Raw genomic sequence first — 22,272 nt, forward strand, 5'->3', positions numbered from 1 at the left:
ACACCTCTATTTTCGCGGTATCACTTCAGGACGTCCGACAGCGCTTCGGCCAGTTCGCTGCTTCGGAACGGCTTGGTGATGCGGGGCACGGCAGGGTCGATGCCCTCCGCCTCGGCATAGCCCGACACGATCAGCGCAGGCAGGCCAGGGCGGATATCCTTGAGTGCCGCGACCAATTGCGCCCCGGTCATCCCCGCCATGAGGTGATCGGTCACGAGGAGGTTCGGGGCCAGTCCCTCCCGCATCATCTGGAGGGCGGTTTCCCCCGACCCCGCCTCGACCACGTCATAGCCGAAGTCGGAGAGCATGTGCGCGGTGCTCATGCGCACAAGGTCCTCGTCGTCGACCAACAGCACCACTCCTCGCGCGTCGCGGCGCTCGATGGCCTGGGCCGGTCGCCGCTCCGCATCGGGCAGGTCGTGGCCGACGCGCAGCCACAGCGCGACGGCGGTGCCCTTGCCGACCTCGCTATCGATCGTCAGCGCGCCGCCCAATTGCGCCGCGAGCCCGTGCACCATCGACAGGCCCAGCCCGGTTCCCTTGCCGATCCCCTTGGTCGAGAAGAAGGGCTCGACCGCTCGGGCGCGCGTTTCTTCGTCCATCCCGGTTCCGGTGTCCTGAACGCCGATCCGGATATAGTGGCCGCGCGACAGGCCGGGGCGCGGCTCGCGAACCGATTCGTGCGTCACCCCGATCGTCAGCGTGCCGCCGTCGGGCATCGCGTCCCGTGCATTCACCGCCAGGTTGAGCAGCGCCATTTCGAGCTGGTTGGCATCCGCCTTGGCCAGCGGCAGTTCGGGGGCCGCCTCCAGCGTCAACGCGATCGTCGGTCCCAGCGTCGACCCGATCAGGTCGAGCATTCCCTGTACGAGCTGCGGCACGTCGACCGAGATCGGCTGAAGCGGCTGACGGCGGGCGAATGCGAGCAGGCGCTGGACCAGCGTCCGGGCGCGCTCGGCCGACTGTAGCGCGCCGTCGATCAGCCGCTGTTCGCGTTCGGAGCCCAGTCCCTTGCGAAGCAGCAGATCGAGCGATCCGACGATCGGGGTCAGGAGATTGTTGAAGTCATGCGCGACGCCGCCGGTCAGGCTGCCCATCGCCTCCATTTTCTGGCTTTGTCGCAACGCCTCCTGCGCCGCGTGGAGCTGGGACTCGCGGGCCTTGGCATGGCTCAGGTCGCGTCCGACCGCGATGAAATTGGCGCCATCGGGTTCCGGGGCGACCGTCCATTCGATCCATTTCCAGTCGCCATCGCGGGTGGCGATCCTGTTTTCGAACCGCGTCGGCCGCCCCGTGTGCGCCATCGTCTCGATCGCGGTGAGCGTGGGTGGTTCGTCCTCGGGGTGCATGAATGTGGCATAGCCGCGCGACAGCAGTTCCTCGGTGCTCCAGCCCAGCACCCAGTTCCATGCCGGGCTGACCGCGGACATCATCCCGCTATAATCGGCGCGGGCCAGCATATCCTGCGACAGATTCCACAACCGGTCGCGCTCCGCCGAACGGGCGGCGACCTGCGCTTCCAGCGTTTCGTTCATCTCCTGAAGACGCAATTCCGCGTTGCGGCGCGCGGTAATGTCGTTGAACAGCACCGCGACGCGGTGGCTGGCCGGATCGCCGACGCGAAAGGCATGGACATCCCACCACCGCGCCAGCGTGGCGGAGCCCTCCTCGATGCGGCCGGGGACACCCGTCGTCGCGATCTTCCCGTAGAAATCGAACCAATGCCGTTCATGCTCGGGCACGACCTCGCGCACCCGGCGACCGGCGGGCTGGAAACCGGCCTGTCGCTCGAAGGCGGGGTTGGCTTCGATGAAGCGATAGTCGACCGGGTGGCCCGCATCGTCGAAGATCATGTCGATGATGCAGAAGCCGACCTCGATATTCTCGAACAGGGTCCGGTAGCGCGCCTCGCTGTCCTGCAAGGCGATCAGCCGGGCGCGTGCGTCATATTGACGGCGTCGCGCCCGCACCGCGGAGCGCACGATGCTGATCAGCGTCGTCGGATGAAAGGGGCGCTCCAGGAAGGTGACGTTGCCCAACACTTCCAGATGCCGTGCGGCGGCCGGGTTGCGCTCCAGCCCGCCACCACGGCTGGTCAGCAGGATGAACGGCAGGTCGGACCATTCCTCCTGAGCGCCGAGCCATTCCGACAGGGCGGACAGGTCACTGGTCGCGATCGCTTCCTCTGTCACGATGACCAGGGCCGCGCCCCGGTCGAGCTCGGCGACCAGATGAGACAGGGAAGGGCAGACCGCGGTTTCGAGATGCGCCTCGGCCAGCATCGCGCTCGCCAGGGCGGCGTCGCGACCGCGCGGAGCCAGGACGAGGGCACGTTCCGAAACGGTCGATCGCTTCACGCCTCGTCACCGTCCAGAAGGTCGTTCACGCCGTGCAGGGTCGGCACGCCCCGCAGCACGCCCTGGAATTTGGTCAGGGGTTCGCCCAGCGTGATCCCGTTGCCGCCGATCCGATATTCGCGGATCGTGTTCTCATGGGGCCCGGTGCGCTTCTTCACGATCGAAATGGCGCGACGGACCCGGCCCAGCGCCTCGAAATAGCGCAGCAGGATGACCGTATCGGCCAGATAGGTCACGTCGACCGGGGTCTTCATGTCGCCGACCAGCCCATGCTGTGCGACCGTCAGAAATGTCGTCGCGCCCTGGCGATTGAGATATTGCAGCAGCTCATGCAGGTGAAGGATCAGCGCCTGCTCGCCCGGCATGGCCGCCTGATAGCCGTTGAGACTGTCGACCACGACCGTCTTGGCGCCATATTCCTCGACGCACCGGCGCACCCGGGCCGAAAATTCGCCGGGCGACAATTCGGCGGCGTCCACCTGTTGCAGCAACAGCTTGCCGTCGTCGATCATCGCCTGAAGATCGATACCCAGACCCAGCGAGCGCTGGATCAGCAGCCCCACTTCCTCGTCGAACACGAACATCGCGGCACTTTCGCCGCGCGCCACCGCCGTCTCGATGAAGGTCAGCGCGATCGAGCTCTTGCCCGTACCGGCGGGGCCCAGCACCAATACGCTCGACCCGCGCTCGATCCCGCCGCCGAGCAACTGGTTCAGCTCGTCCGACTGTGTGGTCAGCATGTCGCGTGAGAAGCTGATCCGGTGCTCGGACGATACCAGGCGCGGATAGACGTGGACGCCACCCGTCTCGATCGTCGCGTCGTGATAGCCGCCACGGAACCGGCGGCCGCGATATTTGACGACGCGGATCCGCCGTCGCTCCGCGCCATATTCGGGGGCGAGTTCCTCCAGCCGGATGACGCCGTGCGCCACCGAATGCACCGTCTTGTCGTTGGTGTCGGTGGTCAGGTCGTCGAGCATCAGCACCGTCGCCCGGCTCTTGGCGAAATAATGCTTGAGCGCCAGGATCTGCCGCCGATAGCGCAGCGAACTCTGCGCCAGCAGGCGGATCTCGGACAGGCTGTCGACGACGACGCGGTCGGGCTTCGCCCGCTCGAACGCCTCGAAGATGCGCTTCGTGGTCTCGCCCAGCTCCAGATCGGAGGAATAGAGCAGGCTCTGCTGCTGGTTCTCGTCGAGGAGGTTTTCCGGCGGGATCAGTTCGTAGATTTCGACCCCGGCCAGGTCCCAGCCATGCGCCCGTGCGGAGGCGCGCAGTTCGTCCTCGGTTTCCGACAGCGTCACATACAGGCAACGTTCGCCCGCCGCCGCACCGGTCATCAGGAACTGGAGCGCGATCGTCGTCTTGCCGGTGCCCGGGTTGCCTTCGAGAAGAAACGTCCGCGCCCGTTCCAGCCCGCCCTTGAGCACATCGTCCAGGCCTCTCGTGCCGGTGGGGGCATCGTCTGTCGCGAAAGAAGCCAACCCGATTCTCCCCAATGCCGTCGCCTCGTAGGCGTACGCAACCCCGCGACCTACGCCCGCGACATCCGCTTGTCCTTATCAGCGATCTAGGTGGGAGACAGGTTCCAGCAACGGGGCAACTCCGATGTCGGCCACGCCCATGTCGCGCGTGTTGCGCTTGCCCCAAAGGCCGCCCGTTCGGGCTGCGCGATTACGAGGCGAAGGAGCTCGCTCTGACCATCAGCTCATAGGGAAGTTCGATCGCGGATTTCGCGCCATCGGCACCATCTCTGCGTTCCGCCAGCAGGCTGACGGCGGCAGCCGCCATCTCGCTATTGGGTTGCCGGATCGTCGTCAGTTGCGGCCAGGCCATGCGTGCCAGTTGGGCGTCATCGAACCCCGCAATCGCCAATTTCTGCGGCACGGCGATCTGCGCCCGCATGGCGGCCACCAGCACGCCAAGCGCCATCTCATCGTTGCTCGCGAAGATCGCGCTGGGTGCGCAGGGCCCCTGGAGCAGAGCTTCGGCGGCGACGATGCCAGACCGGAAGGTGAAGTCCCCCTGGAACACCCGCCGGTCGTCGAACGCGATACCGGCGGCATTCAGGGCATCCTGAAAACCGAGCCAACGGCGATGGGCGGAATGATGGGTCGGGTTGCCCTTGATGAAGGCGATGTCGCGGTGGCCGAGCCGGATCAGATGCTCCGCCATGGTGTGCGCCGCGGCGCGGTCGTCGATCCTGACATGGGGTGTGCGATCGACATCGGTACCCGGCGCGATCCGGACCAACGGCACACCGTGCCGCTCGAAAATGGCGATCAGTTCCTCGCAGTCGCAGATCGGCGGCGTCAGGATCGCGCCGCCCAGCTTCAACCCGACCAGGCTTTCCTCCAGCCGGGCCGGCCAATCCGGGCGGTCGAGCGCCACGGTCTCGATCACGACGTGCCGGCCCAGCGATCGCGCCCGGTCGAGCGCGCCGAGCAGCACGTCATTGGCATAGCTGCACGCCGGATCGTCGAAGAACAGACCGATCAGGAAGGAGCGCGCGCTCGACAGGCTGCGGGCAAAGGCGTTCGGCTGGTAGTTCATCTCGGCCACGACGCGCGCCACGGCCTCGCGTACCGCCGGTCGGACATGCGCTTCGCCGTTGATGACGCGGGAAACGGTCTTGGGGGAAACGCCGGCCTGTCGGGCCACGTCCTTGATGGTAAGCGCCTTCATGGAAACATCCGGTCGAAAGACAAAAATACGGCACGCCGGATCGGCCAAGCCGATGAGAAGTGCGGAACAACGGCAAAGCGTCCCATATGCCGTGATCTTATGCAATCGGGTGCAGGTGCCATTCCGGGGCACTATCGACCGCCGAGAACGATGGCGGAGGATTGACCGTTGACATCGTTGTCAGTCTTGCGGACAACAGGTGCCGAAAACGGGAAGACCGGGAGAGGATCATCACGCCGACGATGTGCGCCGCGCGTCGCGTCGTGCCCGATACGCCTCGACCGGGTTTGCCGGACCCCTGTTCGGAGCGCCACCATGTCCTATCGTCACGCCCTTGTCGTCGCGCTCCTGGCGGGGGCCGCGCCGGTCGTCGCCTCGGCGCAGCAAGCCCCGTCGCCGCCGCAGGCGACCGAGGGCGCATGGCGTGACAAGGCCGCCCCGGCGGTCGAGCGCGCCCGCGCCCTGGTCAAGGCGATGACCCGCGCCGAGAAGCTGGCCTATGTCCACGGCCTGTTCCCGCCGATGACCAAGGAACGCCATGCCGACATGATACCCTCGGCCGGCTATGTGCCGGGCGTGCCGCGTCTGGGCATCCCGACGCTGCGGGAAAGCGATGCGAGCCTGGGCGTCGCCAATCAGGTCGAACAGCGAAAGGGCGACACCGCGACCGCCTTGCCCTCCAGCCTGGCGACGGCGGCGAGTTTCGATCCTGCCATCGCCTATGCCGGGGGCGCGATGATCGGGGCGGAGGCACGCGCCAAGACCTTCAACGTGCTGTTGGCGGGCGGCGTCAACCTGACGCGCGATGCGTGGAACGGGCGGAACTTCGAATATCTGGGCGAGGACCCGCTGCTGGCCGGGATCATGGCGGGCGCGTCGATCCGCGGTGTCGAGTCCCGGCACATCGTGTCGACGGTCAAGCACTATGCGCTGAACGCGCAGGAAACCGGGCGCAACATCCTGGATGCGCGCATCGATGAGAAGGCGCTGCGCGAAAGCGATCTGCTCGCCTTCAAGATCGCCATCGACGGGGGACGCCCCGGATCGGTCATGTGCGCCTATAACAAGGTCAATGGCGACTATTCGTGCGAGAACCGCTTCCTGCTGACGCAGGTTCTTCGCGACGAATGGCGCTATCCCGGCTTCGTCATGAGCGACTGGGGTGGTGTCCATTCGACCGAGAAGGCGGCGCTGGCCGGGCTGGATCAGGAATCGGGGCAGGAACTCGACAAGCAGATCTATTTCGGCAAGCCGCTGGCCGATGCGATCGCGAGCGGTCGCGTGCCCGAGGCGCGGCTGGACGAGATGGTCACGCGCATCCTGACCGGCGTCATCGCCAGCGGGCTGTACGACGATCCGACGCCAGCGACCGCGCAGCCCATCGATTATGCCGCCCATGCCGATGTCGCACAGAGCGCGGCGGAAGCGGGGATCGTGCTGTTGAAGAACGACCGCGATGTCCTGCCGCTGGCGGCGACGGCGCGGCGGATCGTCCTGATCGGTGGTCATGCCGATGTGGGCGTCCTGTCCGGCGGCGGATCGAGCCAGGTCCGCTCGGTCGGCGGCGCGCCGATCGAAATCCCGCTGACCAAGGGAGCGGCGGCCTCGTTCGCGCGGATCACCTATCACGCCTCCTCGCCGCTGCGGGCGATACGGGCGCTGGCCCCCGATGCGCAGGTCAGTTTCGTCGATGGACGCGATCCCGTGGCGGCGGCAGCGGCGGCCAAGGCGGCCGACATCGCGATCCTGTTCGCGACCCAGTGGCAGACCGAAGCACAGGACGCGACCTCGCTGTCGCTGCCAGATAATCAGGACGCGCTGATCGCGGCGGTCGCAAAGGCCAATCCGCATAGCGTCGTCGTGCTGGAGACGGGCGGGCCGGTTCTGATGCCCTGGGCGGATCAGGTCGCGGGGATCGTCCAGGCCTGGTATCCCGGCCAGCGCGGCGGCGAGGCGATCGCGCGCGTCCTGTTCGGTCAGGTCGAAGCCTCGGGCCGCCTGCCGATCAGCTTTCCGGCCCGTGCCGCACAACTGCCCCGTCCGCAGCCGGTGCTGCCCGCCGGCGTGACCGCGCTGACCGACGCGTCGAGCAACGCGGGCGTCGTCGACACCGGCGATCTCGCCCCGTTCCCGGTCGATTATTCGGAAGGAAGCGATGTCGGTTATCGCTGGTACGCCGCGCGCGGCGAGCGGCCGCTCTATCCGTTCGGCTATGGCCTCAGCTACACGCGCTTCCGCTTCGGCGACGCCCGGTTCACGGGCGGTGCGGCTCCGGCCGTCGAGGTCGCCGTAACGAATATCGGCAAGCGGCAGGGCGTGATCGTGCCGCAACTCTATCTGACCGGTACGGGGCAGGGGCCGATGCGCCTGGCCGGGTTCCAGCGGGTAGCGCTGGCACCGGGCGAGACGAAGACGCTGGCGATCCCCGTCGATCCCCGGATCCTGGCGCGCTGGACGGCTGGGCGTGGATGGGCCGTCGCGCCGGGCCGCTATCGCCTGACCCTTGCCACGGACGCGCAGAGCCCGGTCGCGAATGGAGAGGTGAGTGTGGCGGCGGGGGCACAGTCGCCCGGTTGATTGATCGGGGCGCCGCGCCGTCGCGGCAATTCGATTGACACCGATGTCGGTCGGTATAGCAATGAACTATAAAGAAAATAATTAGCCGAAATCGTCGGTGCACATGCGGCGTGAGATAACCGCAAAGGGAGAGGTGGGATGAAGGGGAAGACGCTTGCACGCGTGCTCGTGCGCTCGACATCGGTTCTAGGGCTGACGGCGGGATTGCTGCTGGCCTCGCAGGGCCAGGCGCAGACCGCGCCGATCGATCCGCAACAGGGTACGCCCCAGGCCGATACCGGCAGTCAGACACCCCCGCCGGGTGAGGCGAGCCCGACCAATCCCCAGCCCGAAACCAGCTCCGGCGACATCGTCGTCACCGGGGTTCGCGCCTCGCTGGAACGCTCGATCGCCATCAAGCGCGACTCGAACGGTGTCGTCGATGCGATCAGCGCGGAGGATATCGGCAAGTTCGCCAATACCAACCTCGCCGAGTCGCTACAGCGCATCACCGGCGTTTCGATCGACCGGCGCAACGGGGAGGGCTCGACCGTCACCGTGCGCGGTTTCGGCGCGCAATATAACCTCGTCACACTCAACGGCCGCCAGTTGGCGACATCCAACATCGTCGCGGTCGGCGGCGACCAGGGCGGTGACGGCGCGGGCGGCTTCGGGCGCTCGTTCGATTTCTCGAACCTCGCCTCGGAAGGGGTGAAGACGCTGGAGGTCTACAAGACCGGGCGCGCCGCGATCCCGTCGGGCGGCATCGGCGCAACGGTCAACGTGGTCAGTCGCCGCCCGCTCGACAATGCCGATACCGGGCTGGTCGGGTCGCTGGGCGTCAAGGGCAGTTATGACAACAGCTCGGCCGACTGCATCGACTGCGGCGCGCGCGTCACGCCCGAAGCCTCGGGCACGGTCAGTTGGTCCGACAGCGAAAAGCGCGTGGGCGTGTCGCTGTTCGGCAGCTACCAGAAGCGCAACTTCAGCTTCGCGAGCGTGGCGCCCGACAATTGGAATATCCGCTCGCTCAACGATTTCCTGAACCCGTCCAACGGTTTCGTGAACGCGGCGACCAAGATCAACAACCGACCGACCGGCAACCCGCTGGTGTCGGTGCCCAACGACTTCCGCTATCACTTCTCCGAGGCCAGCCGCGAGCGGATCAACGGACAGGCGATCCTGCAATTCCGTCCGACCGACACGCTGACCTTCACCGCCGACGGCCTCTATGCCCAGTTGCGCCAGTCGGAGCGTCGATCGAGCCAGTCCAACTGGTTCAACCGGCCGTTCAGCGAGGTGACGTTCGACGATGCCAGCAACGGCATCGCCACCACCGAATTCCTCGCGGAGTCGATCAACGGCGTGAAGGATGCGGCCTTTGAACAGGCCTATCGCGCGCAGAAGAACCGGCTGTACGATGTCGGCGGCAACATCGAATGGAAGCCGAGCGATCGCTTCACCTTGTCGATCGACGGTCATATCGGCGAGGCGCAGAGCCTGCCCGACAATCCCAACGGACAGACCTCGACCACCGTCGCGATCAACGCGCCGGTCGTGACCGGCCATACGCTGCGCTGGACCGATCACGGCTTCCCGCAGCAGACGCTGACGATCAACGACGGTACGCAGAGCACGACCCCGACCGGCCAGCCCTTCATCAAGGGCAACAATAACGGCGTACTGGACGTCGGCGATCTGGCGAGCGCGGTGCAGCGCCAATTCGCCTCGAACCAGACACAGCGGATCCGCGAATTGCGGGCCGATGCCGCCTGGGACTTCACCGACCAGATCCGGCTCGATGCCGGTGCCGATTATCGCACCACCACCACCCGCCAGACCCAGTTCAACACGCGCCAGGTCCTGGGCGACTGGGGCAACTCGCTGCCGCCCGATATCGCGCGGCTGGCACCGGGGCAGGTCTTCCAGTTCTGCAACACCTGCAAGTTCGAGCATAACAATCCGAATGCCGATGCGAACACCCAGGTCGCGTTCCGCACCGAGGATGCGACCAAGCTCTACAACACGCTGTACAATTACTATTCCGGCGTGACGAATGACGGGGTCGACCATCGGAACAATATCGACGCGAACAGCGACAATTCGGTGCGCGAGAATATCTGGTCCGGCTATCTTCAGGCCAGCTGGAACGGGCAGGTGTTCGGCCGCAACGCGCAAGTGGTGGCGGGCCTGCGCTACGAGAATACCAAGGTGCGCGCCGTCTCGCTCCAGCCGGTGCCGCTGGCGATCGTCTGGACGGCGGACAACGACTTCGTCGTCCAGAACAGCACCGATCAGCAGGCCATTTCGGCGCGCGGGTCGTATAGCAACTGGCTGCCCGCGGTGGACGCGAAGATCGAGGTGATGGACAATCTGTTCGCGCGCGCTTCGTATAGCAAGACGATCTCGCGTGCGCCCTATGGCAACCTCTTCGCCTCGACCGGCGTCGGTGCACCGGGGCGGCCGACCGCGATCGGCGGCATCGCGACGGGATCGTCCAACAATACCGGCCTGCTGCCGCTGTCGTCGGACAATATCGACCTGTCGGTCGAATGGTATCCGCGCAAGGACGTCTTCCTGTCGGCGGGCTTCTTCGACAAGCGGGTGCACAACTTCATCGGCAACACGGTCGTCAACCGCAACCTGTTCGGCCTGCGCGACGCGACATCGGGGCAGGCGGGTACGCGGTCGGGCACGGCGCGCGAGCAGCTGACCAACACCTTCGGCGCCGACATCACCGACGTGAACCTGTTCACCTATACCGCGCTGCTCCAGCAGAATGCGGGCAATGTCGCGGCGGCCAACGCGCAGTTCGCGGCCAATTACAACACGCAGAGCCGCGCGCTGAACCAAGGCTTCGTGGACTCGATCCTCAGCCAGGTCGACATCAGCCCCAATGCCAGCGATCCGCTGTTCAACTTCGCGGTGAACACGCCGATCAACAACCGCGACGCGCATATCTACGGCGTCGAGCTGGCCGGGCAATATTTCCTGGGCGAGACGGGCTTCGGCGTCGCCGCAAGCTACACGCTCGTCCGTGGGAATATCGGCATCGACATCGCCGCCGATCCCAGCGTGAACACCTTTGCGCTGGTCGGCCTGTCGGACACCGCCAATGCCACGCTGATCTACGACAAGAACGGCATTTCGATGCGCCTGTCGTACAATTGGCGCGACAAGTTCCTGAGCGATATCAATCGTGGCGGCGATCGCAATCCGGTCTTCACCGCGCCCTACGGCCAACTCGACCTGTCGATGAGCTTCGACCTGACGCCGCGCTTCGCGCTCGGCTTCGAGGCGATCAACCTGACCGAGGAGGGCGTCCAGACCTATGGCCGCGATCGCATGAACACCTGGTATCTGGCGGAAGGCTCCGCCCGCTATCTGGTCGGCGCCCGCTATCGCTTCTGAATTCGCGAAACTCGGAAGGCCGCTGTCCCCCCCGCGGCCTTCCGGGTACATGGGGCGATCATGGCCGCACCTGTCCTGCTCAACAATATCGACCATCGCGACCTTCGTGTCGCGATCGGTCATCACGCCCGTTTCGGCGACGCGATCAACCAGACGCGCGTGTTTCCGGCCGAGTTCGAGGAGCTTCAGCGCGAATACGCCATATTGCTGCGGCGCGACGAGGATGGTGTGCTGTATGCCACCATTCTCCTCGGCCTCGACCCGGACGAAAACCTGTTTCTGAAGGGCGACCACTGGGACGCCCGATATATCCCGGCGACCCGTGCGCGCGGACCGTTTTCGATCGGTCATGACGCCACGGGCGAGCCGATGGTCTACCTCGACCCCGAGCATCCGCGACTGACTGCCGACGGCATTCCCGTCTTTCGCGAACATGGCGGCAATGCGCCGCTGCTCGACCATGTCTCGGTCATGCTGCAACGCATTTATGAGGGCGTGCAGACCGAGCGGGCAATGTATGACGCCTGGGCTGCGCTCGACCTGCTGACGCCCGCCGTCCTGCAACTCGATCTGGACGAGGGGCGGCGGTACAATGTGCCGGATTGCCTGACGATCGACACCGCACGGCTGGCGGCTCTGGAGACCGGGGCCTTGGGCGATCTCCATGCGCGCGACTATCTGCGCCCGGCATTCTGGATCGCGTCTTCGTTGGGCAATCTGCGCCATCTGATCGATCGCAAGCTGGCCGGCGATGCGCATGGCTGACCGCCTGCCCGCCGCGCGGCAGGCCCGTGAGCTGACGGGAACGGAAGCGCCCGATCTGGTCGCGCTCGTCGAAGGCAACGAGCCGGTCATCCTGCGGGGCCATGCTGCGCACTGGCCGCTGGTTCGGGAAGGGCAGGTTTCCGCCCAAGCCGCTGCCGATTATCTCCGGCGCTTCGATCGTGGTCGACCCGTGACCGGCTATGTGGCGGACGCGGCGACAGGCGGACGTTTCCACTATGACGAGACCGCCACCGGACTGAATTTCCGGAAGGAGACGCTGCCGCTGCGCGAATTCCTGGCGCGGCTGCTGGAAGGAGACTATGGGCCGGGGGAACCGCCTGCGCTCTATATGGGGTCGACCGATCTCGACACCTATCTGCCGGGTTTCCGCGGCGAGAACGATCTGGTTCCGTCCGGCGGGCTGTTCGACCGTCATCCGCCGCTGGCCAGTATCTGGATCGGCAACCGTACCATCGCTTCGGCGCATTACGACATGGCGAACAATGCCGCGATCTGCGCCGTCGGACGACGCCGCTTCACGCTGTTTCCCCCCGATCAGATCGGCAATCTCTATCCCGGTCCGCTTGCTCCGACGCCGGGCGGGCAGGTGGTCAGCATGGTCGATTTCGCGCGGCCCGATCTCGATCGCTATCCCCGTTTCGCCGATGCCATGGCCCATGCCGTGCTAGCCGAACTCGAACCCGGTGACCTGCTGATCTATCCGGCTTTGTGGTGGCACCATGTCGAGGCGCTGGAGGCGTTCAACATCCTCGTCAACTATTGGTGGAACGCCGCGCCGGACTATCTCGACACGCCGATGGATAGCGTGATGCATGCGATGCTGTCGCTGCGCGATCGACCGGCGGCGGAGAAGCAGGCCTGGCGGGCGGTCTTCGACCATTACATCTTCGGTGACGGCGAAGCGGTCGTCGCCCATCTGCCCCCGGCGTCGCACGGCCCGCTCGCGCCGCTCGACGAGGCGATGGCGCGGCGGCTTCGCGCCTATCTCCTGCAAAGGCTGAACCGATGAGCGACCCCTATCTGCCGACCCGTGTCGTCATCGCCGGGGGCGGGACGGCGGGGTGGCTCGCGGCGACGGCGCTGGTTAGACAGTTGGGGCCGCTGGTCGATGTCACGCTGGTCGAATCCGACGAGATCGGCACGGTCGGTGTCGGCGAGTCCACCATCCCGACGGCGCGCAGCTTCCATGCCTTTCTGGGCATCGACGAGGCCGCGTTCATGAAGGCGACCCAGGCGACCTTCAAGCTGGGCATCGCGTTCGAGAATTGGGGGCCGGACGGCGCACGCTATTTCCACCCGTTCGGGACGGTCGGCCGATCGGTGGCGATCGCCGATTTCCAGCATTTCTGGCTGGAGGCCAGGCGGCACGGGTTTGGCGGCGCATATACCGACTATTCGCTCGAAACGCGGGCGGCGGAGGCGAGCCGGTTCGGTCGGGACGAGGCAGGCGCGCTGGCCTATGCCTATCATCTCGACGCCACCGCCTATGCCCGCTTCCTGCGCGGTATCGCCGAACCGGCCGGGGTGCGCCGGGTCGAGGGACGCATCGCCAGGATCGAGCGCGACGGTGAGGGCGGCGACATCGCCGCACTGCACCTGGTATCGGGCGAGCGGGTCGAGGGGGACCTGTTCCTCGACTGCACCGGCTTTCGCGCGTTGCTGATCGAAGGTGCGCTGGAGACGGGCTTCGAGGATTGGAGCGATTGGCTGGCCTGCGACCGCGCGCTGGCCGTCCAGACCGAAGCCGTCTCCTCCCCGGTTCCCTATACCCGTGCCATCGCGCATGGGGCGGGTTGGCGCTGGCGCATCCCGCTTCAGACGCGGGTGGGCAACGGGCTGGTCTATTCCTCGGCCGACATGAGCGACGACGAGGCGACGGCGACGTTGCTTGGCGGAATCGAGGGGACGCCGCTGTTCGAGCCGCGCGCCCTGCAGTTCCGCGCCGGGATGCGTCGGCAGGCGTGGAGCGCCAATTGTGTGGCGCTGGGCCTCGCGGCCGGGTTCATCGAGCCGCTGGAGTCGACCAGCATCCATCTGGTCATGATCGCGGTGATGCGCCTGATCCAGGGATTTCCCTTTCAAGGCCAGGATCGCGCGGCCCTGCGGACGCGGTTCAACGCCCAGTCGCGTCACGAATGGGAGCATATCCGCGACTTCATCATCCTGCATTATGCGCAGACGGGGCGGACGGACTCGGTATTCTGGCAACGTCGCTCGACGATGTCGGTGCCCGAGACATTGGCGCAACGCATCGCACTGTTTATCGAAAGCGCGGGAGCCTGGCAGGGGCAGGACGATCTGTTCAAGATCGATTCCTGGGTTTCGGTCATGCTGGGGCAGGGGCTTTTCCCAAAATCCCACCACCGCATTCCGAGCATGCTAAGCCCTCAGGCCCTGAATGATTCCCTTGCAGGCCTGGACCAACAGCTTTCGCGGCAAGTGCAGACGATCCCGGACCATCTTGCGTTCATCAAGGGGTATTGCGGGACGATGGCTCCACCCGATGTCAGGCATGATCCGGCCCGCGGGGCCCTCTGACCGGACTTCGCTGACCGAGATTGGGCCAGTGGCACTGCATGACCATTGGAGCACCGCGCACGTTATCGCTCCTGAACCCTTTGCCATTGCAACCAGTCCCGCAAAAGCATGGTCACTTCGCCCGGGCGCTCGATGGGGGCCAGGTGGCCGCAGTTGCGAATCTTGTGGAAGCGCGCGCCCGGGATATGCTCCGATAAGGCGCGGGCATCGGCGGGCAGGCAGATGCGGTCGCGGTCGCCCACCGCGACCAGCGTCGGCACATGCACCGCCGCGATGGCGGGGGCGATGTCTGGTCGGGCGTGCAGCCCGCGCTGCTGTCGCTCGAAAACGACCGCGCCGACCCGCTCCGCCATCGCCTGTACGGGGCCGCTGACGATCGCACTCAGGGGCGGATCGGCATGAGGGGCGGTAGCAAGCCGTCCCTGGTCGGCGACGGTGCGCGGGCGCATCTGCATCGAGGCGCGAGTGCCGAACAGCGCCACCCGCTGCACCCGCTCGGGCGCCTGGCGGATGATCTCCAGCGTGGCATAGCCGCCCAGACTGACCCCGGCGACCGCGAAGCGCGGCGGGGCGTGGGCCAGCACGCGCGCGGCCATCGCCTCCAGCGTGTCGTCGATGGTCAGGTCGCCCAGCATCGGATGGGCGATGTCGCTCAGGTCGACCAACTGCCGGGCCCAGAGCTGCCCGTCGCATCCCATGGCGGGCAGCAACACCAGGGGCAGGGCGTTTCGGATCATCTCGAAAGTCTCCCGGAAAAAAAAGGGAAGGGGGTCACGCGAACAGGGTGAGCAGGCCGCGCGCCGGGTCGGTCAGGCCTTCCCAGATCATCTTGCCGGCGACCCACAGGATGACGAGCAGCCCGACATAGGCCAGCCAGCGATAGCGCTCGATCACGCGTGCCAGCACATTGGCGGCCAGACCCATCAACGCGATCGACAGGATCAGGCCGATGGCGAGGATGCCGGGATGGTCGCGCGCCGCGCCCGCGACGGCCAGGACATTGTCGAGGCTCATCGAGACATCGGCGACCGCCACCGCCCAGGCGGCGGCCCAGAAGCGGCACGGGGCCTGACTTGCCAGCGGATCGCCCTCCTCCGCGCCGCCGCGTAGTTCGCGCCACATCTTCCATGCGACCCACACCAGCAACAGCCCGCCAGCCAGCACCAGTCCGACGATCTGGAGCAGTTGCGTCACCACCAGCGCGAAACCGATGCGCAGGACCAGGGCGGCGACGACGCCGACCAGAATCACCTTGCGCCGCATCGCCGGGGGCAATCCCGCCGCCAGCGCACCGACGACGATGGCGTTGTCGGCGGCCAGCAGGACGTCGATCATGACGACCTGGGCGAAGCCGGCGAGCGCGGCGGGCGTGCCGATGGCGGAGAAGTCGGCGACGATATGCTGCCAGAGGTCCATCGGATCAGCCCATCAGCGGGAAGGCGAGGACGGCCATCCCGACCAAGGTCATGACCACGCACACCACCGTGGCGGGAACCAGCGTGAAGCGCTGATGATCGGCGAGATCAATGCCCACCAGGCTGACCAGCAGATAGGTCGAGGGCACCAGCGGGCTGAGCAGGTGGACCGGCTGTCCCATCAGCGAGGCGCGGGCGATCGCCATGGGCGACACGCCGTAATGCGTCCCCGCCTCGGCCAGGATCGGCAGCATGCCGAAATAGAAGGCGTCGTTGGAGATGAAGAAGGTGAACGGCAGGCTGAGCATCGCGGTGATCGGCGCCATGTACGGCTCCAGCACTGGCGGAATGAAGCCGACGACCTCCTTGCTCATCGCCTCGACCATGCCGGTGCCCGACAGGATGCCGGTGAAGATAGGGGCCGACGACATTATAGGCGATGGCGATCCGCCCCGCCGACACCGCATCCAGCATCGGTTCGATCGTGCGCGACAGTATGGGCCGGGTCGCCGCGATCGCCTGCACCAGCGAGCGGGTGTCGCGGGTGATCGCATGATCCTCGGTCAGATAGAGATAGCCGACATTGGATTGCGCCGGGTCATAGGTGGCGACCTCGCCCATCAGCTCGGCGCGACGGGTGCGCAACAACTGCTCGAACGCCTCGTGCGTGCGCGGCACCTGCGCGGCGGGGATCAGGCGGCGGTTGACGACGAAGGCGACGGGCTCGGCGGTGACGCCGTAACCCATGTTCTTCCACACCGCCGTATCCGGCAGGGCGGGCTTTTCGGGACTGAGATAGCTTTGCGCATAGCCGTCGTTGATCAGCTTGGCCTGAAGGTCCATCGCGGAGGACCAGACCAGATCGGCCCCCGCTGTCCGGCTCCGCGCTTGGGCGACGACCCGGTCGTAAATGGTGCTCGATTCCAGATCGTCATAGCGCACCTGGACGCCGGGATAGGCGCGGCGAAAGGCGGCGATCAGCGGTTGCATCGCGGCGGTGTCGGCATTGCCGTAGATGCGCACCATGCGCTCGCCCCGGGCATTGGCGACCAGCCCGTCATAGGAGCGGGGATAACCGGCCGGGCGCTGCGCATCGGTGCGCGCGGACGCCATGGCGCCCAGCATCAACATCGATAGAATTACCGTTCGCATCGTTCAGGTCCTCTCGCTTCCCGCCTCTGAATTCGGGTAAGCTCAAGGACATGGATTATCCCCGCAAGCTGTCATCCGCCTTTCACGGAGGTGCCGCATCATGCGGATTCTGATCGTCGAGGATGATGCGGCATTGGCGCGCGGGATCGTCGCGCTGCTGCGCACGGCGGGGCACGCGGTCGATCATGTCGCCACCGGCGAGGATGCGCTGATGGTCGCCGCGGATGAGGCTTATGCCCTGGTCGTCCTGGATGTCGGGCTGCCGGATATCGACGGCTTTTCGGTGCTTCAGACGCTCAGGCGGCAGAGGAACCGGGTGCTGGTGATGATGCTGACCGCGCGCGACGCGCTGGATGATCGGGTGCGCGGACTCGACCACGGGGGCGAACGATTATCTGCGAAAGCCCTTTGCGCCGGAGGAACTGGAGGCCCGCATCCGCGCGCTCGGGCGGCGGCGCGGCGGCGATCCCACGCTCGAGCTGGTGGTCGGGGCGCTGGTGCTGGACCGTTCGCGCGGGTCGGCGCGGGTGGGGGCGCGGACGCTCGATCTGCGCCGTCGCGAATGGGCGGTCCTCGATGCGCTGGCGACCCGCGCTGGCCAGATCGTTCCGCGCGAGACGCTGCAATCCGAGGTGTTCGGTTATGACGAGCCGGTCGGCCCCAATGCGATTGAGGTGAACATCACGCGGCTGCGCGGCAAGCTGGCCCCCGATGGCCCGGCGATCCGCACCGTGCGCGGGGTCGGCTATATGCTCAATGCCCATTAAGCGCGCGCGGCGCGGCGCACTGGCGCTGCGTACCCGGCTGCTCGCGGCGATGCTGGCGCCGATGCCGCCGACCGGCTGGAGCATCTGGTGACGCAGCTACTTGCGCTCGCCCGCGCCGAAGAAGCGGGCGTCGCGCCGCCGCGCGAGCGGGTCGACCTGCGCGAGGTCGCGGTCGCCGTCATCAACCGCCGCATCGCGCAGGCGATCGAGGCGGGGATCGACGTCCATCTCGACGCCCCTATCGACAATGCGATCCGCTACAATCGGCGGGGTGGTCAGGTGATGCTGAACATCTCCTGCGAAGACGGGGCGGGGGCCAGAATCACGGTGGCGGATGACGGCCCCGGCCTGCCCGACGCCGAACTGATCCGTCTCGGCGAACGCTTCACCCGCCTGTCGACCGCGCGCGACAGCGAAGGCAGCGGCCTGGGCCTCGCCATCGTCCGCTCCGCCGCCTCGCTGGAGATCGTCAACACCCGCCCCGGACTGTGCATTACGCTGGATTTCGGGAGTGACGGCCTGGGAACAGCGGACGCCCGCAACCCGAACGGGCCGTCCGTGCCGGTGGCATAACGGGGGCACGCAACCTTGCGGTTTCCCTTTGTGTCCTCGGACTATTCCGCCATGCGCCGTGCCTCGGGGATGGCTTGTCCGATCCAGGGGGACGCCTGCTCATAGGCATGGCCGACCTGCAATACGGCAAGATCGGAATGGTTGGGGCCGATGATCTGTAGACCGATCGGCAGCTTGTGGGGACCGCCGAAACCCGCGGGCACCGCGAGCGTCGGCAGGCCCGCCATGGTCGGTGGCAGGGTCACTTCCATCCAGCGGTGATAGCTGTCCATCGCCCGGCCGGCGATCTCCTTCGGCCAGCGCTGGGCGACAGGAAAGGGGAAGACCTGCGCCGTCGGCAGAACGACGAAATCATAGCGATCGAACAGGGTGCGGAAGGCCTGATAGATGCGGCTGCGGCCCTGCGATGCTTCCGCCACCTGTCGGCCAGTAAGTGCCAGATAGCCTTCGACCTCGTAGATCGCTTCGGGCTTCATCAGCGCGCGTTTCGCCGGATCATGGTAGAAGTCGATCAGATCCGATCCCACCGACCAGAAGCGCAGCGTCAGCGCGGTTTGCCACATCTCCGCCGCCGACAGGGCCAGCCGCGCCTCTTCCACCTCCATGCCGATGGCACGGAAAGCGGCCAGCGCGTTGGTGCAGGTCTCGATGACGCCCGGCTCGGTGGCCAGCGCGCCTTGCAGATCGCCTAGCCAGCCGATCCGGCGGCCTTTCCAATCACGATCGAGGGGACGCGCGAAGGCCGTCGGATCGTCGGAAAGCGAGAAGGGCGCGCGTGGATCGGTACCCGCCTGCACCGACAGGAGCAGCGCCAGATCGCGCACGCGCCGCGCCATCGGGCCGGATGTGGCAAAGGTCTGGCCGAACACGTCGCTCGATGGCACGGACGGGACACGTCCGAAGGATGGGCGGAAGCCGAAGACGTTGTTCCAGCCGGCGGGGTTGCGTAACGATCCGCCGAAATCGCTGCCGTCGGCGAGCGGTACCATGTGGAGCGCCAGCGCCACCGCGCCCCCGCCGGTGCTACCCCCGGCGGCGAATGCCGGGTTCCAGGCGTTGCGGGTGGTGCCGAACAACGGGTTGAAGCTGTGCGATCCGAGCGCGAATTCGGGCACGTTCGATTTGCCGACGAAGATCGCCCCGGCGTCCCGCATCCGCGCGACCACCAGCGAGTCGGCGGTGGGGATATTGTCCCGCAGGATCGGTGAGCCCTGGGTGGTGCGGATGCCGCGCGTCGGTGCGGTGTCCTTCACCGCATGCGGAAAGCCATGCAGCGGCCCGCGGAAACGGCCCGCCGCGGCGTCCGCGTCGCATGCCGCGGCCATGTCCATCAGCCGCTCCGGGCGAACCTGCGAGACGATCGCGTTGAAACGGGGGTTCAACTGCTCGAACCGCGCCAGGTGGGCGGTCATGACCTCGCGGCTCGAAACCTGTTTGCGTCGAATGGCGGTCGCCAGCTCGGTCGCGCCGAGATCCAGCACGTCACTGGCTTTGGCTGCACCGGCTGCGGCCCCGGCCCCGACATTTGCCGCTGCGATCGCGGCCGGAGCGGCGAGTAGGGTTCGCCGCGTCAGCCGCCCCGGGGGGTGTCGAGGGTTGTCACTCATGGGTCGTCATCTTCGTTCGCCTCTTCTGAACGATGGACCATATGCCCCCGGCAAATCGCCGAACGGCGCCCTCAATATCCGACCGTCAATATTCGAACGTGATGGACGATTTGAAGGTTCGTGGCGCACCCATGGTAAGATAGCCGAGTACCGCGGAGGACCAGTAATCCTTGTTGGTCACATTCTCGGCGCTGAGGCGGAAGGTCACCGGATGGCGGTCCGCGACGAAGACATAGCGCAGGCCGAGGTCCAGGCGCGTCCAGGCCGGAATAGCCATGGTATTGATATTATTGACATATTGGCGATCGGTATAGACCAGGCGACCGGTCAAGGTTGCGCTTCTCAAAAATGGCGGCACCACCTCCGCTCCGAAATTGACCTGCCATTCGGGAACGCCGATCCCCCGCTTGCCGCGCAGGTCATAGGGCACGCGGTTGATATAGGTGACCTGCCGGATCACCTCAGCCTGCGTATAGGTGGCCCCGCCGATGAAGCGGAGCCAGTCGGTCGGTTCGCCGTTCAGGCTCAACTCGACGCCGCGATTGCGTTGTTCGCCATCGACCAGCAACGAAACCTGGCCGACCGCCGGACCGTCGACATAGGATGAGATGGGCTGGTTCGTCTGATAGACCGCCGCCGTCCCGGTCAGGCCGCGTAGCGCGAATTTGATGCCGCCTTCATATTGTACCGAGCGATAAGGCTCGAAAATCTGCCCCGAATTGGCGACCGTCAGGCCGCCAAAGGTCGCGGGGGCGACGGCTCCCTGCACCAGCGCCTCGATGCGGTTGGCGTAGATCGACAGGGTATCGGTCGGCTTCGCGACCAGCCCGACCACGGGCGTTACCGCGTCGCGGATGACCTGGGTGACGCGGTAGGCCGGGCTATAGGCGAAGGTGCGGGAATCCATCTTCTGGTACCGTCCGCCCAGGGTCAGCAGCAGTCGGTCGTCCAAAAAGCCCAGCGTATCCGACGCGAACACGCTGCGATAGTCGAAGGCCTGGAGCCGACGCAGGTTGCCGAGGTTGGTCAGCACGGTCGCATCCGCCGGCTTGGCGACCTGCGGCGCGTTGTAGAGATTGCTGCAGAATACCGAGGACGTCAGCGATGCCGCCGGAATGCCGGTGCAGTTCGCGCCGGTCCGGGTCGATGCCGGATAGATGCCGCCGGTCGAGACGTTGCGATTCTCCTGGAAGGTTACCGAGGCACCGGCATTGACCTGGTGCGAGATGCCGCCGGTTGTAAACCTGGCGCGCAAGCCGAGCTGGCCTGCCTCATTATTGTCGGCGCGGGGCACATAGAGCCTGGCCTGGGTGCCGTTGCCATTGGCGGCCGCGATGGTGATCGTCGAATAGTCGCCATATTCGCTGCCGTCGCGCATGCCGAACGCAGAGTATAGCATGACGTCCTTGGCGATATCGAGTTCGAAGCGCAGCGTGCCATAGACGTCGCGCAGCTTGGTATAGGTCCAGGCCTGACCATAGTTGGCGCTGGCCCTGGGCGGCGCCGGCACGGCGGTCAGCGCCGAGCCGAGGCGGACCACCGGGCGGGGCTGGAACACGCGCTGGTTCTCATAGCCGAGATCGAGGAAAATGCGCGCCGGGCCGCTGCGATAATCGATGCCGAGGCCACCGACGATGACGCGCTTGTCCTCATTGTCGATCGCATTCTCGCCCTGGCGATAGACTCCGTTGGCGCGGATGCCGAGTTCGTCATGGGGCCCGAAGCGCCTGCCCGCGTCGAAATTGCCGCCGAAGATGCTCTTGCCGCTGAAGCTGCCGGTGATGCGATACAATGGCTTGTCGGCGCGCTTCGGCGTCAGGTTGATGCCGCCACCGACGCCGGACCCGCCCGGCGGGGCACCGAACAGGAAGGCACTGGCTCCGTTGAGAACCTGCACGCCTTCGTAGAGTTCGGGGGAGATCAACTGGCGCGGCGTGATCCCGTACATGCCGTCGATCGCGATGTCGTCGCCATAGAGCGGAAAGCCACGGACCATGAACAGCTCGGCCTGGTTGCCATTGCCCGAGGTGATGCGCACCGAGGGATCGTTCTTCATCACGTCGCCGATCGTCTCCGACTGCTGGTCGAGGATCAGTTTGGCGGTGTAGGTGGTGACGTTGAACGGCGTCGACATCGCATCCTGATTGCCCAGAGCGCCGAGGCTTCCGTCACTGACCACCTGCTTCTGCACCTGTTGGCCCGTGACGATGATCTCGTCGCTTTCCCTGGTCGGCTCCTCCTGCTGCGCGAAGGCGGGCGTGGTCAGCATCGTCGCAAGGGCTGTAAGGCCGGCGGTACGAAGCCAGGAACGGCAAGCGGTCATGCGAAATCCCCCAGAAACCGGAAACAAGGCCAGTCCACTCCCGATTGTGCGTCTCATTATCCGAACAGTGTTGGCCCATTGCCGCTCGGGCAAAACATCCAG

General features: G+C 66.1%; 13 protein-coding genes and 3 pseudogenes. 7 read left to right on the forward strand and 9 right to left on the reverse strand.

Features of this window, described 5'->3' with window-relative positions; genetic code table 11:
* Nucleotides 1–20: 20 nt before the first annotated feature.
* From SM191_RS16115 to SM191_RS16125, 3 genes are all read right to left on the reverse strand, one after another.
* Nucleotides 21–2,282, reverse strand: coding sequence for a PAS domain S-box protein (locus tag SM191_RS16115; RefSeq protein ID WP_341507091.1), 2,262 nt, complete (start codon nt 2,280–2,282; stop codon nt 21–23).
* Between the two features lie 71 nt (nt 2,283–2,353).
* A complete protein-coding gene (locus tag SM191_RS16120) occupies nt 2,354–3,841 on the reverse strand; it encodes an ATPase domain-containing protein (protein ID WP_341507073.1) in 1,488 nt (495 codons plus the stop codon).
* A gap of 190 nt (nt 3,842–4,031) precedes the next feature.
* Entirely contained in the window at nt 4,032–5,042 is a 1,011-nt protein-coding gene (locus SM191_RS16125) for a LacI family DNA-binding transcriptional regulator (RefSeq protein ID WP_341507074.1), read from the reverse strand.
* Between the two features lie 315 nt (nt 5,043–5,357).
* Between SM191_RS16125 and SM191_RS16130 the strand changes: the two genes are divergently transcribed.
* The 5 genes from SM191_RS16130 (at nt 5,358) to SM191_RS16150 (ending at nt 14,333) form a co-directional block, all read left to right on the forward strand.
* On the forward strand, nt 5,358–7,619 hold the full coding sequence (locus SM191_RS16130; protein WP_341507075.1) for a beta-glucosidase family protein: 2,262 nt from the start codon (nt 5,358–5,360) through the stop codon (nt 7,617–7,619).
* 138 nt (nt 7,620–7,757) lie between these two features.
* Complete coding sequence (locus SM191_RS16135; protein WP_341507076.1) at nt 7,758–11,009, forward strand: TonB-dependent receptor; 3,252 nt, start codon at nt 7,758–7,760, stop codon at nt 11,007–11,009.
* Between the two features lie 60 nt (nt 11,010–11,069).
* Nucleotides 11,070–11,774, forward strand: a complete 705-nt coding sequence (locus SM191_RS16140) for a SapC family protein (protein ID WP_307002091.1) — start codon at nt 11,070–11,072, stop codon at nt 11,772–11,774.
* Complete coding sequence (locus tag SM191_RS16145) at nt 11,767–12,804, forward strand: cupin-like domain-containing protein (RefSeq protein WP_341507077.1); 1,038 nt, start codon at nt 11,767–11,769, stop codon at nt 12,802–12,804. The genes SM191_RS16140 and SM191_RS16145 overlap by 8 nt, the downstream gene beginning before the upstream one ends.
* Nucleotides 12,801–14,333 carry a tryptophan halogenase family protein gene (locus tag SM191_RS16150; RefSeq protein ID WP_341507078.1) on the forward strand — a complete coding sequence of 511 codons (1,533 nt, stop codon included), beginning with the start codon at nt 12,801–12,803 and terminating at the stop codon, nt 14,331–14,333. Before SM191_RS16145 ends, SM191_RS16150 begins: the two co-directional genes overlap by 4 nt.
* A gap of 62 nt (nt 14,334–14,395) precedes the next feature.
* Here SM191_RS16150 and SM191_RS16155 read toward each other — a convergent pair whose 3' ends face one another.
* From SM191_RS16155 to SM191_RS16170, 4 genes and pseudogenes are all read right to left on the reverse strand, one after another.
* The gene (locus SM191_RS16155; RefSeq protein WP_341507079.1) at nt 14,396–15,070 is read right to left on the reverse strand and encodes an alpha/beta fold hydrolase; all 675 of its coding nucleotides are present in this window, start codon (nt 15,068–15,070) and stop codon (nt 14,396–14,398) included.
* A gap of 34 nt (nt 15,071–15,104) precedes the next feature.
* Nucleotides 15,105–15,749, reverse strand: a complete 645-nt coding sequence (locus tag SM191_RS16160; protein WP_341507080.1) for a YjbE family putative metal transport protein — start codon at nt 15,747–15,749, stop codon at nt 15,105–15,107.
* Between the two features lie 235 nt (nt 15,750–15,984).
* Nucleotides 15,985–16,302 (reverse strand): annotated as a pseudogene (locus SM191_RS16165) (hypothetical protein); the annotation flags it as partial.
* Nucleotides 16,303–16,402: 100 nt separating this feature from the next.
* Nucleotides 16,403–16,900 (reverse strand): annotated as a pseudogene (locus SM191_RS16170) (ABC transporter substrate-binding protein); the annotation flags it as partial.
* 100 nt (nt 16,901–17,000) lie between these two features.
* On the opposite strand from SM191_RS16170, the pseudogene SM191_RS16175 reads away from it, so the two are divergent.
* Together SM191_RS16175 and SM191_RS16180 are read left to right on the forward strand one after the other, a co-directional pair.
* Nucleotides 17,001–17,667: pseudogene (locus tag SM191_RS16175) on the forward strand (response regulator).
* 87 nt (nt 17,668–17,754) lie between these two features.
* On the forward strand, nt 17,755–18,240 hold the full coding sequence (locus SM191_RS16180) for a sensor histidine kinase (protein ID WP_341507081.1): 486 nt from the start codon (nt 17,755–17,757) through the stop codon (nt 18,238–18,240).
* Nucleotides 18,241–18,281: 41 nt separating this feature from the next.
* On the opposite strand, the gene SM191_RS16185 is transcribed toward SM191_RS16180, so the two are convergent.
* The gene (locus tag SM191_RS16185) at nt 18,282–19,847 is read right to left on the reverse strand and encodes an amidase (protein WP_341507082.1); all 1,566 of its coding nucleotides are present in this window, start codon (nt 19,845–19,847) and stop codon (nt 18,282–18,284) included.
* A gap of 85 nt (nt 19,848–19,932) precedes the next feature.
* Nucleotides 19,933–22,170, reverse strand: coding sequence for a TonB-dependent receptor (locus SM191_RS16190; RefSeq protein WP_341507083.1), 2,238 nt, complete (start codon nt 22,168–22,170; stop codon nt 19,933–19,935).
* Nucleotides 22,171–22,272 lie beyond the last annotated feature (102 nt).

Origin of the sequence: Sphingomonas sp. 2378, from assembly GCF_038084995.1 — a bacterium.
In the GTDB taxonomy this organism is placed as follows: domain Bacteria; phylum Pseudomonadota; class Alphaproteobacteria; order Sphingomonadales; family Sphingomonadaceae; genus Sphingomonas.

Bases quoted from the DNA above. Each gene is read 5' to 3' on its own strand.
- SM191_RS16115 (WP_341507091.1), bottom strand. From the start codon at position 2,282: ATGCTGGCCGAGGCGCATCTCGAAACCGCGGTCTGCCCTTCCCTGTCT.
- SM191_RS16125 (WP_341507074.1), bottom strand. From the start codon at position 5,042: ATGAAGGCGCTTACCATCAAGGACGTGGCCCGACAGGCCGGCGTTTCC.
- SM191_RS16130 (WP_341507075.1), top strand. From the start codon at position 5,358: ATGTCCTATCGTCACGCCCTTGTCGTCGCGCTCCTGGCGGGGGCCGCG.
- SM191_RS16135 (WP_341507076.1), top strand. From the start codon at position 7,758: ATGAAGGGGAAGACGCTTGCACGCGTGCTCGTGCGCTCGACATCGGTT.
- SM191_RS16140 (WP_307002091.1), top strand. From the start codon at position 11,070: ATGGCCGCACCTGTCCTGCTCAACAATATCGACCATCGCGACCTTCGT.
- SM191_RS16145 (WP_341507077.1), top strand. From the start codon at position 11,767: ATGGCTGACCGCCTGCCCGCCGCGCGGCAGGCCCGTGAGCTGACGGGA.
- SM191_RS16150 (WP_341507078.1), top strand. From the start codon at position 12,801: ATGAGCGACCCCTATCTGCCGACCCGTGTCGTCATCGCCGGGGGCGGG.
- SM191_RS16155 (WP_341507079.1), bottom strand. From the start codon at position 15,070: ATGATCCGAAACGCCCTGCCCCTGGTGTTGCTGCCCGCCATGGGATGC.
- SM191_RS16160 (WP_341507080.1), bottom strand. From the start codon at position 15,749: ATGGACCTCTGGCAGCATATCGTCGCCGACTTCTCCGCCATCGGCACG.
- SM191_RS16185 (WP_341507082.1), bottom strand. From the start codon at position 19,847: ATGAGTGACAACCCTCGACACCCCCCGGGGCGGCTGACGCGGCGAACC.
- SM191_RS16190 (WP_341507083.1), bottom strand. From the start codon at position 22,170: ATGACCGCTTGCCGTTCCTGGCTTCGTACCGCCGGCCTTACAGCCCTT.